This is a genomic window from Bacillus sp. CH140a_4T (assembly GCF_008923725.1).
GTDB lineage: Bacteria > Bacillota > Bacilli > Bacillales > Bacillaceae_G > Bacillus_A.
The window spans coordinates 836,465-848,801 of record NZ_WBPF01000021.1; the positions used below are offsets into that span (position 1 = coordinate 836,465).

A 12,337-nucleotide genomic window follows, 5' to 3' on the forward strand; every position below is an offset into this window, starting at 1 on the left:
AAAAACAGGGGGATTTATCATTATGAAAGACATCAATCAACATTGGGAGAGCATTTATTATCACTTACGATATGAGTATGAAGACAACCTTTCTCACCAAGCCATTCGTATTTTACAACTCATTTCCCGCGAGAAAGATATAACAATTGGAAGAGTGGCTACTGAGCTTAGTCTCTCTCATAACACAGCGTCTGAACACGTAAAGCGCCTTATTCAAAAAGGATTTATCATGAAAGAAAGAAACAAACAAGATGAAAGAGTTGTGAACCTTACTTTAACGAAAGAAGGCATTGAAGTATTAGAAAAGCATACTTTACTAGATAAAGAAAAGATAAAAATATTAGAATCACAGTTATCAAAAGAAGAACAACAATTAATCGAAAAAGCTTTTTCGTTATTAGCGAAGGAGGCAAAGTATGCATTTCCTCGTTAAAGTAATCGTTTCAGCACTTATTATCGGCGTTATTACTGAAGTCGCTAAACATTATAGTACGATAGGCGGGTTTATTGCTGCCCTTCCTCTCGTAAGTTTACTAAGCTTATTTTGGATTTCTTTCGAAGGCGGGAACAAACAAGAATTAAGTCAATTTGCTATAGGCGTATTATATGGATTTCCTGCATCCGCACTACTATTATTTATCGTCTATATTGGTCTAAAAAATTCGTTTTCACTTAGTACATCTGTCCTGTTCGGTATAGGGGGTTGGTGCATTGTTTTTGCTTGTCAAAAATTATTTCAAGCTTAGTTAGGAGGGTTTACTATTTATAAATTGGTAGAGGTACTGGGGCAAACTATAGAAGTATATATAAAAGGAAGTAGTAAACAAACGGTAGTTATTCAGACCGGAATGGGTTGCTCATTTTATGATTGGCTCCCTATTATAGAAAAACTTTCACAACATTTTACAGTCGTTTCCTACCATCGCCCAGGTTACGGAAAAAGCGAACTAGGAAATCATTCACGTACTACAAGACAAGCAACAAAAGAACTTCATATGTTACTACAAAAACTGGATATTCACGAACCAATCATTCTAATCGGCCATTCCTACGGAGGCTTATGCGCACAACATTTTGCGATGTTACATGAAGATAAACTGCAAGCACTTATTTTAGTTGATTCTACTTCCATGAACTTACACCGACTAGATGAACTTTATTTACCAATTTCTGATCAAACAGATTCGGACGATATGTGGCTTCAAAAATATAATACATACTCCAAAATGGATGTAGACATGCTTTCTAATGAACTAAAACCTATAATCGCTAACCAATCAAGACAGTACATTGAATTTTCTACCTCTCCTCTATTGTATAAAGCGACAGCTTCTGAACTATATGAATGGAAAAATTGTGCTCGCTCAATAAAAAAGCTATATATAACATTAAAAGTACCATTAATCGTTATAGGTAGAGATCCTCATTATTCTATTACTCAGTTGACTGAGGGCGGCATGCCAAAAGAGGAAGCAACACAACTTGAATCAATGTGGCAAGAACTAATTCATGAACAATTACAACTCTCAATACATAGCCAATATATACTTGCCGAACATGCTGGTCACGGAATCGAAATTGATCGACCAGATATTATTATTGAAGCAATTCAATCTCTATAAATAAAAAAAGGAAGCAACTAAAGCTGCTTCCTTACTTATCTATTCATAATCTTCTTCATCATCGATTTCTTCGTAATACGCATTCCCATTACTTACATAAATAGGACCGTTCGCAACGTCAATACGTAATACCCATGCCCACGGCACAGCTAAACGCTTATGTATTGCTCGCCAAAAGCTCATTGATTTTCTTTCGTACTCCTGGAACTCCTGAAGTAACTCTTTATAGGAGGAACCGTCTAACTGAATATTTGCTTCTAGCAAACGAGAATGGGCATAGTACTGCAGCTCTAGTTCAGCAGCAATTTCCATTTCTTCTTCCGTTGCCATACCAATAATTGTTCCATCTGCTGGTGCAATTTCATATACGTTGTGAACTTCAATAAGCCCTTCTTTCTCTTTCTCAAACATGTAAACAGCCTCCTTTAACATATATTTTTTATGTTACAAAGTCATACTTCTACAATAACTTCTCTCTTCCCTCTTTTTTTGATAAACTTTTACAAATTATTTATCTGATAATCTGTAGACTGTATTCTTTCAGCAGAACTGAAACAATTATTATCAAAAGTTAATTTATACACGTCAGGCATATAAAGGGTTTTCCAAAACTGAAAATCATATTTCGAGTCAAAATAATTCATTAGTAATACCATAATATTTCCATGAGTACCTATTACAATATTCTTACCTTTATATTTTTTTAATATACTTTGCATACAAATTACAGCACGTCTTTGTGCTACATCATTTGATTCTCCGCCTTCGTATGCATAATTCCAATCTTTCCACACTTTCTCCATAGCACCATTAAAATCCTGTACTGGCTCTGTACTTAATAATCTTTCCCGTAAATCTTCTTCTATTTGTATCGATATATTATATGTATTCGCAATTCCTTGTACAGTTTGAATTGCTCTTTTATACGGGCTAGAAATCACAACATCAATATGTTTATCTTTTAATAAGCGCGTTACATTCTCTGCATCACAATGCCCTTTTTCAGATAAAGGCCGTTCCCGCTCTCCTTTTGTATATGTAGAGTGGGCATGACGGACGAAATATATTGTGCTCATTTATTCATCTCCCTTTTCTTTTTCTAATTCTAATTCAATACATTACCATTACATCCATTTACTTTTATAATAGGTGCTGTCAATGTTACATGTTGATTTTCATATTTATGAAAGGGAAACACCTTAATACGGTGTTTCCCTCATTTAAAATAGACTACATTCAATTAAATACTTTATCAATTTTATTCCTATCGTAATCTAATATCCAATCATTATATGTATGATAGATATCCCTAATTGTATTAGGAGAAGTAGCTAATACATCACAACCCCTATCATCATAAACGTGAAATATAGTATTCTTGTTAATATTTATAAAATACACCCTATGAAAAATACTCGGTTTTATTCCCATATCTTGATTACAAATTGCTTTTAGCATAGGAATGTATTTCAATTCAGAAACCTTACATTTCAAAGTATATCTATGAGTTTTATATACCCCGTCTTCATCGTCTTCTGGAAAAATATAAGGGATTGTATTTTTCTGTAACTTAAACAAATCGGACTTCTCTTTTACATACTTAGAAAAGATATTCAATTTGTGTTTGAAAATTTCACCGTCTGCATAGTCATTTACATCCACTACGATATAAATATCATCTTCTGTTGCATGTAAAGACTGAAATAAAGTAATCGCTCTATTATAAACGCCTTCTAAATATGTGCAGTTTTCATAAATGTTATTGCAATCATAGTTCACACCTAATCTAAAGCGAATACCAATATCCCCATTATAAAATAGAGGTGGTCTAAGTTCTAAATTTGGAAACGTTTCAAGCATATACTCATTCAACCTCATCTCAACACCTACCTTTAACAACTTCTTGTTTACACAATAAAATTATTCTATTATAATTTTTTTCTAAATTCCTCACTTGTTATAATGTCTCGAATAAAATAATCTATATTATTTCTCAGCTTTTGGTATGCAACTTGATCTTCTATATCGTTAAACATAATGACAACTTCTACTTTAGTCCCTTTCTTATCTGTAGTATACAAGCTTTTTGTCAATACGAATGCAGTAGAACCACCTTTTTGACCAGCATATTCAAACTTACTATTTTTAACTGTTCCTTTGAAAATATTCTCGATTTCTTCTTGCATTGGTTTTGGAAAATACTTTCTACTATTTATCTTTTCCATTATACTCATATAATCTTTAGTGTTTGCACCCACTAATCGATCTGACCAAATTCGCTGAAATTCCATATCTACTTTTAATGGGATATCCCGTTTTTTCCATTCTTCTTCATCTTTCATCCATTCATGTATTTGTAACACATGTTTATTATATTCATCTTTTGACATGTTACGTAACGTTTTTAATGACTGATTTTCTGGCACATGAAGTTCTTTTTCTAAGTATCCTCTCATATATAGTGAAGCAGTATATGAAGTGAACTTGTCATGACTAGTAAGCTCTAATTCTTTTAAACTATCATTTACTCTTTCTATTCCAAGCTTATCTAGCAAATATGTTGTATTTGCATTAGAACTATAATGAATCATTCCTTTAGCAACTTCTTCTAAAGCGATTTGTCCATTTTTCACTAATTCTCTCGTTTTTGCATCTTCTAACCAGTCAGGGTGTGCTCCACCATCAGTGTTTTTAACGTAATATTTTTCTAGCTCCTGCAATGAAATTTGTTCATCACGACTTATTTTTCCTTCTGACACTTGCTTAGCAAATTCAACTGCTATTACAATTTTGGCCATACTCGCTAATGGCAATTTTACATCTTCATTTATAGATGTTATTACGTCCCCATTTTTTCTAATTAGTAATGAACATGTTTTATCACCTTTATGTTCTTTTATGTACTGTAGTACGTAATTAGGATCTTCTTTTGACAAGTAGTACTTCATAATAAAAAAGAAAGCTATAACGGCTACTATAATAACTCCTGCAACAATTCCTATAATCTTTAATATGTTCACAATGTGCCCCCTTTACTAAATTCCCTCCTATATGATTATAACGAATATAATTACAAAATTATACAAAACAGAGTAACTCTTCCTAAAAAGAAAGGGTTACTCTATTTCACATGATGTTATTTGTCCATTTAACGTAACAATTATATTTGAGTCGTCACTTTCTTTAAAACCTTTTAATCGTTTGGAGTTAGGAGGACCAATTACAACTGACTCCTTAATTGGCGAAAGATCCTTTCCTAACTTTTCCGCACTTACACCGTATGCGGCTTGAAATACTTCTGGCGGTGTTAATCTAAGTATGTCTGACCCCTCCGCTGTTTCAAACTGATCGTTATTGAAGAACAAATGTAATTGTACTTCTTCTGTTACCGCTGTGATCCAATGCCACCATCCCATTGGAATAAAGACAGTTTGCCCCGCCTTTACATGATAATTTTGCAATTGATTCGTTTCGGGATTTAAAATGGATGTAACTGCTTCTCCTGATACTACAACATCTAACTCCCACGCATTCGGATGCCAATGTGGTTCCCGCATATGCCCTTTTGTCATAAATAAATCAACAAATGCTCCTCCTATCATCGCTGGTAACTGTGTTGACGTAACTTCATATGCAACGTTTTTCTCATCCCTTTTGAAAAAGACATTTTTTCTCGAATCAAAGAAAAGGTTTGGGGTTCCTGAGCTTTTCTTTAAATTTTTATTATCTGGAACATAACCTGAACTACTCATTTTATCCCTCTTTTCCACTCCGAACATTTCTATCTTCACACTGTATCGTATGGAAAAAACGTATGAATGTGCCTAATCATTCACATAACAAAAAAACATGCCTTCATAATGAGCGCATGTTTTGTGATATTCTTCACATTGTTTAGTTAAAAAATAAACTTTTTACTTACCATGATGTAACATTAAATCACTAAGTTCTTCTTCGATGTGATTTAATTTCGCAACGCCTTCTTTCCACTTATGAATATAACGTGAAACCCCGACAATAAATAAAACAATAATTGTAGAAAGAATAATACCATATACGATTGTTACAGTACTCATAGTTACACTTCCTTATAATTAGTAATGTTGTTATTAGTTATATTTTTATTATAAACCTTTTTCTTTTAAAATACTTCGATTTCAACTTTTTGTAACAAAATTGATTTTTCTAACATTTCGTTCATAAAAATGGCATATTTTTCACAAATTATACAAAACTTCACCATATGTACTATTACCATATGAGTTATATTATTTAATAGGAAAAAGGGGATGATATACTATGACGACTTGGTTTATTGTTATGTTAGTTGTATTTGGGGCATTTAAAATTATCGTTTCTAGCCTTCCCAACTCTGTTATTGAATCCATTATTAGCAAGTACGAAACACATCCACAACTTGACGAAGAGAATTCGACTGTTACAATCAATGGAAATAACTTAGAAGGCGAACAAAAATCCAAAATTATTCATGATTTTAACGAAGGTTTATTTTTAGATCGCTATTATGCACCACCTCACAATGAGGGCACGCCTTTAATTATCAATGCAAAACGTGGCAAAAAAGATTTTACATTTTATATTTATAGTCATGAAGAGCATGTTGATGTTGTAAAGCAACATAAAAAGAAGGTAGTTGCTTATAGTTTACGCTCTAAAAACCTTCAAAATAATGATATGTTCGTGTCAGCTGATTTAGCTTAATACTCATTTATTAGAAAAAGGAATCCATATGTTTACGGATTCCTTTTTACTATTCACTGAAAAATAAGCTCTGTCTTCAAACTATCTTTCGGTAACAGCCATCCTTTTTGATCTAAACTCTGCATTAATAATTCTCTTTGTTCTTTTGCAATACTTTCCTCTTTTGTTTTAAACGATACTTCTATTACGAAATCATCTTCTATTTTCCCTGTATTACTTAGTGGCCAAACTTCAATATTCGTTTTAATATTTTCAAATTCAGCTGTATACCTTTTCATTAATACAGGGCCATAAATACGAGAATTTTTGAGCATTTCTTCTCCCCAATTCGTATACAACCATTTGTTCATTTTCCCTGGCAACTTTTCTATTAACATGTTTTGAGCAGCTCGTTCGTTTGGTAAATCAAGTACTCCATATCCTTTAGCACTATAGCTTTTCTTATTTGAAATACTTAACGTTTTCTTCTCAAATCCCCAATCTATTTCCGCCTCATAGTTATCGGTTTTGCTATCAAATCCATCCTTTTTAGCCACTTCTAGTGCATCTTGAATTACACCATTTTGAATAGGATATCTTTTTTTATATGTTAGCTCAAAATCTTTACTAAATTCTTTCTTTCGAATTCTCGCAAACCAACCTTCATTACTTAAATTTTTATTTGCCGTATCTAAAAATTGCACTTGTATTCTTTCATAATTTGTACCAGCCTGGAAATATTCTAGTACCTCTTGATTTATCTCTTTGTTATAGTCTAATACTTGTTCTGGTTTTAATAATAACTTCACTTCAAAACTAGGTGTCATTGGACTGGCAGCAAACCCTTCCTTAACGTTATACAGGAAACAACAAAAGAAAATGCTTACGAATACAAATACTTTTTTCATATACCGATCCCCTTTATATTTTAAATGACTTCTATACGTTCCATAGTAAGTGAATATACATTCTCATACCCTGCTGTGCTAAGCTTTTTCTGTAATCGATCCGTATCCTCTTTCAAAGCGTGTACTAACACCGTATGTTCTGGTAATAATGTATTTAACATCTCTTTCACATCTCTTATACTTTGGTGAACTTTATACGGCACTCGCTTCACCCTACATTCTTTATCTACACGTTCTTTCAAAACTTTTTCTGCAAAACTCCCTTTCGCAATATGTCCAGTAAATATAATGGAATTTCGTTCTTCATGCCGGAGTTGTTCATAATATAACTGCACTCGCTTCGTTTGCATATTCGCATCACTCATTACAACTATTCCATAACTATTTTGCGTACGGCTGTCATGATCCATAACGATTATGTTTCTTTTTAAACTCTCCAGGATCCCTTCAAGTTCTTCATTATTTTTGATCCAATCTTTATATACAAACATCTCTTGGAATCCATCCAAAATTTCTTGATCTACTATAATGGGAAGTTCTTTATATTTTTCATATAAATACAATACGATATCTTGCGCCCTACCAAGCGGTGGCAATGGCAATAATGCTATTCCTTTCTTTTGCGCAACCCTTTCAATTTCTGTACACAGTTCATTTACTCGTTCATGTTGCGAAACATCATCCGTATGATAAGCTGCATCTACAATTGCGACTTTTATATCGCCACGCAATTTCTCAGGTAAATTAGCTCGTAGTATGTTAGACTCTGCTGAATAATCGCCAGAATAAAATACATATGTATGACTCAAATCCACTAAAAACCAAACAGCCCCTAATACATGCCCACTATACCCCCATTGAAACCGTAATGTAGGAGTAATCTGTATCCATTCATTCGGATTACTAATCTCATCAATACATACATAATTTAAATCTTTAACATTTTGGTCGTTATAAGGTACATTCCACCCTTTCGTCAAATTGTAGTTTCTCCATTTTTCATAATAAGCGGGAAGTTGCTCCTTCGTATAACGAGTCGTCCAAATTTTTTTCTTATATCCGTACTTCACTAATAAAGGTAAACCCATCGTATGATCTTCATGAATATGCGATAAAAATACCGCATCTAAAAACGGTACAACTCCCCTATCTATTTTTGGGTAACTATCCTCATATGATCGATTAATACCACAATCAAATACTATTTTCGTCTCTTTATTTTTTAGGAAGTAGCAAGAACGACCGTATTCTCCCGCTCCACCCCATACTTCCATCCTCATCATGCTACCCCTTTTCTTTTTTGCTCCATATGTTGTAGAAGTAATAAACATAGTGTTGTAAGTCCAACAGAAACGATAGCCATCGCCATTCCAATAGATACTTCTCCTTGTTCAAATTGAGCAAAAATAAATGTTGCAGACGTCTCTACTGATGGAGGTAGTACGAGAAGCGATGCTACTAACTCTCTTATCGAGATTGTAAATGTCATCGCCCATCCAGCAAGAATGCCCGGGATAATAAGAGGTAATATTATTTTTCTAAAAATATAAATATAATTTCCAGAAAAAATACTTCCTGCCTGTACAAGAGAATCATCAATTTGTCCGAATGACGCTTTTACATACTGCACCGTATAAGGTAAAAAAAGAACGACGTACGTTACGATAACCATGACTGGTGTATTGTAAATTGACAGAGGCATATAAGGTGAATTCCAAAATACAATAAGCCCTACAACCATCACGATTCCTGGTACCATATTCGGTAACATACCGCACATATCAAGCCATTTTTCAGAGGACTTTTTCCCCTTTCGGATCATAAGCGCCAAAAACACTCCAATGATTACCGCAATAATCGCTGTTATAAGCGAAAAAAGAAAACTGTTCCATAAAGCTTCTAATCCTGGAGATCCAATTGTAAATAATGCTTCATAATGGCTCGTTGTAAAGTTGTTTAACTGTAAGCCGCCGCCTCTTAATTTCGATAATGAAGCAATCAGTATAGAAAAATACGGGATTCCAATTGATACGATTAATAAACCAATTACATAAGCCCATGCTACGACCCGTGTAAATATAGACAATGTATACCTTTTAGATTTCACACCTTTCCCACTAACCATTGCATATGAGTACTTTCGATTCAATACATTTTGCATATACCAAATGAGCATACATGCACTAAGCAATAAAGAAGATAATGCTGTTGCACTACTAAAATCAATCGGCCAACTCGAAATAAATTTATGAATCTCTGATGTTAATACATGAAATCCTATTCTACGTCCGAATGTAGCCGGTGTTCCAAATTCAGCAATCGTCTTTACGAAAATAAGTAAAGCACCCATTACATAACTTGAAACTAATAATGGCAATATTATTTTTCTTAAACGGTAGAAAAAGCCTCCACCATGAACTGCTGCAGCTTCTTCTTTACTACTCCCAATTTGAAGTAAAGTGTTTTTCAACATGAAGTATAAGAATGGGAATAAATGCAGACTCATTATTAAAACCATACCTCCTAAACTAAAAAACGAAGATGAAATCGTCTTTAGCATCGGGAAAAACTGCTCGAAATAGCCGTTTGGTTGCATGAACAAAATCCAGCCCATCGATCCAATATACGGCGGAGTCATAAATGGAATCATAAAAACAATATCCAACTTACTATACTTTCCAACATCTGTTTTACTCATAATGAATGCTAATGGAAATGCAAATATGGTTGCTCCTATTACTACAAGTACACCTAAAAGCATCGAGTTTAGAAAAATCCCAGCTAACCCACCATTCTGCATCACTTCAAAAGGCTTTAAAAAATTCCAACTACTATTTTCATATACACTAGAAAATAAAATGAGAAAAAGCGGAATGACGATTAACATCGCCACAAGTAACAGCGCTACCGTCATTCCAATTTGCCGTACTGATACGAATCGATTTACCATGTAATCACCATCTTATTGAAATACTTTCTTAAATTGTTTTCCTATTTCATCTTGTTCTTTCTCAACTGTTTTCCAATCAATATTTAATACTGGAATATCTTCTACATTCGGTCTATTTTCAGCTTTTATATCTGTTCTGCCCGGTAATAAATACGCTTTAGAAACTTGTTTTTGCACATCCTCTGATAATAAATAATCAATAAACTCTTTTGCACCTTCTACATTTTTACTATCCTTCATAATCCCTGCTGCACGCGGGCTAATAACTGTTCCGCTTTTTGGATAAACAATATCAACCGGTTCACCCTTTGCTTTTGCACTGTACGTCATATAATCAACGCCCGCAATGACCATATCTTTTGCACCTGTTACTACTGGATCTAACGCTTCTTGATTTGCCCCCGCTACTGTAACTTCATTTTTCTTAAGCTGTTCAAATAAATTCCATCCATCTTTTCCATTCTTTTTCACATATCCTGTTACAAAGTCTAAAGCTGAACCTGAAAGTGCTGGATCTGGAAGATTCACTTTTCCTTTCCATTCCGCTTTCGTTATATCACTCCAATCTTCAGGCGCTGTCTTCACATTTTTTGTGTTATACACAATTCCTAACGCTGAAGCACTATATCCGAAATAATGTCCTTTATCGTCCGACCATTCAGAACGAAGCTTATCAGCTTGTTTCGCTTCTTTATAAGCTAACGTTTGCCCATCCTTTTTTAATCCTTCCATCGCTGGTAATGAGGCAAGTACGACTACGTCAACGACTGGATTTTTCTTTTCAGCTCCCATTCTCGCTAAAATCTTCCCTGTTGTTCCTTGAAACATTTCTACTTTTATACCTGTTTTCTTTTCAAAGTCCTTTTGAATCTTTTCTGCTAATCCTTTTGGTCCTGCACTATATACAACAATTTTCTTTTCAGTCGTAGTTTTACTTTTTGCATCTGCACTACCTGTCTTTGAACTACACCCTGTTACTACAGCCGAAAATAATAAAGTACATACAAATAAAGACTTAAGCGAACTGAATTTCTTCATACGATTCTCCCCCTATATGATGAATACATTTTTTTGGCACATATAACGATACTGGTTTACCGATGCTTAATTTACTATTGTGATAAGCTGTCCATACTCCAAGTGCACCCATGTTTACTTTCATTTCATACCGTTCTCCTACATATGTAACGTGCTGAATTTCACCTGTATACATTTCGCACATTTCATTTTTTGTCAAGCTTACATGTTCTGGACGAACCATTTGTTTCCCCTCTACAAGCCAATTTGCTTTACCAACAAATTTTGCAACAAATTCATGGGATGGCTTCACATAAATGTCTTCCGGTGTTCCTTTTTGTAATACTTCTCCTTGTTTCATGACAATAATTTGGTCTGACATTGACATAGCTTCTATTTGATCGTGCGTGACATACAATGCCGTTAAACCGATTGAATGAACGATATCCATAAGCTCTAATCGCATTTCTTCTCGCAAAATTGCATCGAGTGCACTAAGCGGTTCATCAAACAAAATAAAATGCGGTTTTGTTACAATCGCTCTTGCAAATGCGACACGTTGCTGCTGTCCACCAGAGAGTTCATGCGGATACCTTTTCTCCATCCCTTTCAGGCGAACTCGCTTTATTGCATCTTCTACTTTTTCCCGTAATTGATTCGTTTGCTTTGTAGCTCTTAAACCAAATGCAACATTTTCAAATACAGTCATATGCGGCCATAAAGCAAAATCTTGAAATACCATGCCGATATTACGTTCATGAGGAGATGTTTTAATTTTTTTAGTAGAAGAATACATGCACTTATCCCCAAAATATATTTCACCTTTATCTGGCTCTTCAAGTCCTGCAATCATTCTAAGTAAAGTCGTTTTCCCGCATCCCGAAGGTCCTAAAAGTGTGGTAAATTCACCTTGTTTCATAACAATTTGTAACGGTTTTAACGCCTGCGTTTTTCCAAAGTTCTTTTCTAATCCATGAATTTTAATATCCACCGTATCACCTCTCTCCCCTCACTCTTAACCTGCTTTCATTCTATCTGGAAGACTTATACTGAATGTTAATGTACTGTAAAGATTAAATTAAAAAACTTCTAATAAACTATTTATTTCTATAGATTTTTTCTATAGTTAAAATAAAAAA

The 12,337-nt window shown here is 34.0% G+C and carries 16 protein-coding genes; 4 read left to right on the forward strand and 12 right to left on the reverse strand.

Annotated features, from left to right (window positions below):
- Positions 1–22 precede the first annotated feature (22 nt).
- The 3 genes from F8162_RS25980 to F8162_RS25990 are packed head-to-tail and all read left to right on the forward strand — an operon-like array spanning position 23 to position 1,622.
- Positions 23–433, forward strand: coding sequence for a MarR family winged helix-turn-helix transcriptional regulator (locus tag F8162_RS25980; RefSeq protein WP_098130822.1), 411 nt, complete (start codon positions 23–25; stop codon positions 431–433).
- Complete coding sequence (locus F8162_RS25985) at positions 417–746, forward strand: DUF3147 family protein (protein ID WP_151630927.1); 330 nt, start codon at positions 417–419, stop codon at positions 744–746. Before F8162_RS25980 ends, F8162_RS25985 begins: the two co-directional genes overlap by 17 nt.
- A 60-nt stretch (positions 747–806) precedes the next feature.
- Positions 807–1,622 (forward strand): alpha/beta fold hydrolase, encoded by an 816-nt coding sequence (locus F8162_RS25990; RefSeq protein ID WP_264158330.1) that lies wholly within the window; start codon positions 807–809, stop codon positions 1,620–1,622.
- 39 nt (positions 1,623–1,661) lie between these two features.
- On the opposite strand, the gene F8162_RS25995 is transcribed toward F8162_RS25990, so the two are convergent.
- From F8162_RS25995 to F8162_RS26025, 7 genes are all read right to left on the reverse strand, one after another.
- Complete coding sequence (locus tag F8162_RS25995) at positions 1,662–2,033, reverse strand: hypothetical protein (RefSeq protein ID WP_000461766.1); 372 nt, start codon at positions 2,031–2,033, stop codon at positions 1,662–1,664.
- Positions 2,034–2,122: 89 nt separating this feature from the next.
- Positions 2,123–2,698, reverse strand: coding sequence for a histidine phosphatase family protein (locus F8162_RS26000; RefSeq protein ID WP_151630928.1), 576 nt, complete (start codon positions 2,696–2,698; stop codon positions 2,123–2,125).
- 160 nt (positions 2,699–2,858) lie between these two features.
- Complete coding sequence (locus F8162_RS26005) at positions 2,859–3,500, reverse strand: DUF3885 domain-containing protein (protein WP_151630929.1); 642 nt, start codon at positions 3,498–3,500, stop codon at positions 2,859–2,861.
- A gap of 50 nt (positions 3,501–3,550) precedes the next feature.
- Entirely contained in the window at positions 3,551–4,642 is a 1,092-nt protein-coding gene (locus F8162_RS26010; RefSeq protein WP_151630930.1) for a serine hydrolase, read from the reverse strand.
- Positions 4,643–4,738: 96 nt separating this feature from the next.
- Complete coding sequence (locus F8162_RS26015; RefSeq protein ID WP_151630931.1) at positions 4,739–5,374, reverse strand: cupin domain-containing protein; 636 nt, start codon at positions 5,372–5,374, stop codon at positions 4,739–4,741.
- A gap of 162 nt (positions 5,375–5,536) precedes the next feature.
- The gene (locus F8162_RS26020; RefSeq protein ID WP_000109008.1) at positions 5,537–5,698 is read right to left on the reverse strand and encodes a hypothetical protein; all 162 of its coding nucleotides are present in this window, start codon (positions 5,696–5,698) and stop codon (positions 5,537–5,539) included.
- 65 nt (positions 5,699–5,763) lie between these two features.
- Complete coding sequence (locus tag F8162_RS26025) at positions 5,764–5,880, reverse strand: hypothetical protein (protein ID WP_002075341.1); 117 nt, start codon at positions 5,878–5,880, stop codon at positions 5,764–5,766.
- 41 nt (positions 5,881–5,921) lie between these two features.
- Here F8162_RS26025 and F8162_RS26030 point away from each other — a divergent pair, with 41 nt between their 5' ends.
- Positions 5,922–6,344, forward strand: coding sequence for a YfmQ family protein (locus F8162_RS26030; RefSeq protein WP_151630932.1), 423 nt, complete (start codon positions 5,922–5,924; stop codon positions 6,342–6,344).
- Positions 6,345–6,397: 53 nt separating this feature from the next.
- Here the strand turns inward: F8162_RS26030 and F8162_RS26035 are convergent, their stop codons facing one another.
- Genes F8162_RS26035 through F8162_RS26055 form a run of 5 tightly spaced genes read right to left on the reverse strand, consistent with a single transcriptional unit; the run spans position 6,398 to position 12,189 of the window.
- Positions 6,398–7,231, reverse strand: a complete 834-nt coding sequence (locus F8162_RS26035) for a hypothetical protein (RefSeq protein WP_151630933.1) — start codon at positions 7,229–7,231, stop codon at positions 6,398–6,400.
- Between the two features lie 20 nt (positions 7,232–7,251).
- On the reverse strand, positions 7,252–8,514 hold the full coding sequence (locus F8162_RS26040; protein WP_151630934.1) for an MBL fold metallo-hydrolase: 1,263 nt from the start codon (positions 8,512–8,514) through the stop codon (positions 7,252–7,254).
- Positions 8,511–10,181: an ABC transporter permease gene (locus F8162_RS26045; RefSeq protein WP_151630935.1), complete on the reverse strand. Its 1,671-nt coding sequence runs from the start codon at positions 10,179–10,181 to the stop codon at positions 8,511–8,513. The genes F8162_RS26040 and F8162_RS26045 overlap by 4 nt, the downstream gene beginning before the upstream one ends.
- Before the next feature lie 12 nt (positions 10,182–10,193).
- Positions 10,194–11,219, reverse strand: a complete 1,026-nt coding sequence (locus F8162_RS26050; protein ID WP_151630936.1) for an ABC transporter substrate-binding protein — start codon at positions 11,217–11,219, stop codon at positions 10,194–10,196.
- Positions 11,197–12,189, reverse strand: a complete 993-nt coding sequence (locus tag F8162_RS26055; RefSeq protein ID WP_151630937.1) for an ABC transporter ATP-binding protein — start codon at positions 12,187–12,189, stop codon at positions 11,197–11,199. Before F8162_RS26055 ends, F8162_RS26050 begins: the two co-directional genes overlap by 23 nt.
- Positions 12,190–12,337 lie beyond the last annotated feature (148 nt).

Coding starts and splice junctions, on each gene's coding strand:
- F8162_RS25980 (WP_098130822.1), top strand. CDS start 23: ATGAAAGACATCAATCAACATTGGGAGAGCATTTATTATCACTTACGA.
- F8162_RS25985 (WP_151630927.1), top strand. CDS start 417: ATGCATTTCCTCGTTAAAGTAATCGTTTCAGCACTTATTATCGGCGTT.
- F8162_RS25995 (WP_000461766.1), bottom strand. CDS start 2,033: ATGTTTGAGAAAGAGAAAGAAGGGCTTATTGAAGTTCACAACGTATAT.
- F8162_RS26000 (WP_151630928.1), bottom strand. CDS start 2,698: ATGAGCACAATATATTTCGTCCGTCATGCCCACTCTACATATACAAAA.
- F8162_RS26005 (WP_151630929.1), bottom strand. CDS start 3,500: ATGAGGTTGAATGAGTATATGCTTGAAACGTTTCCAAATTTAGAACTT.
- F8162_RS26015 (WP_151630931.1), bottom strand. CDS start 5,374: ATGAGTAGTTCAGGTTATGTTCCAGATAATAAAAATTTAAAGAAAAGC.
- F8162_RS26020 (WP_000109008.1), bottom strand. CDS start 5,698: ATGAGTACTGTAACAATCGTATATGGTATTATTCTTTCTACAATTATT.
- F8162_RS26025 (WP_002075341.1), bottom strand. CDS start 5,880: ATGGTAATAGTACATATGGTGAAGTTTTGTATAATTTGTGAAAAATAT.
- F8162_RS26030 (WP_151630932.1), top strand. CDS start 5,922: ATGACGACTTGGTTTATTGTTATGTTAGTTGTATTTGGGGCATTTAAA.
- F8162_RS26035 (WP_151630933.1), bottom strand. CDS start 7,231: ATGAAAAAAGTATTTGTATTCGTAAGCATTTTCTTTTGTTGTTTCCTG.
- F8162_RS26040 (WP_151630934.1), bottom strand. CDS start 8,514: ATGATGAGGATGGAAGTATGGGGTGGAGCGGGAGAATACGGTCGTTCT.
- F8162_RS26045 (WP_151630935.1), bottom strand. CDS start 10,181: ATGGTAAATCGATTCGTATCAGTACGGCAAATTGGAATGACGGTAGCG.
- F8162_RS26050 (WP_151630936.1), bottom strand. CDS start 11,219: ATGAAGAAATTCAGTTCGCTTAAGTCTTTATTTGTATGTACTTTATTA.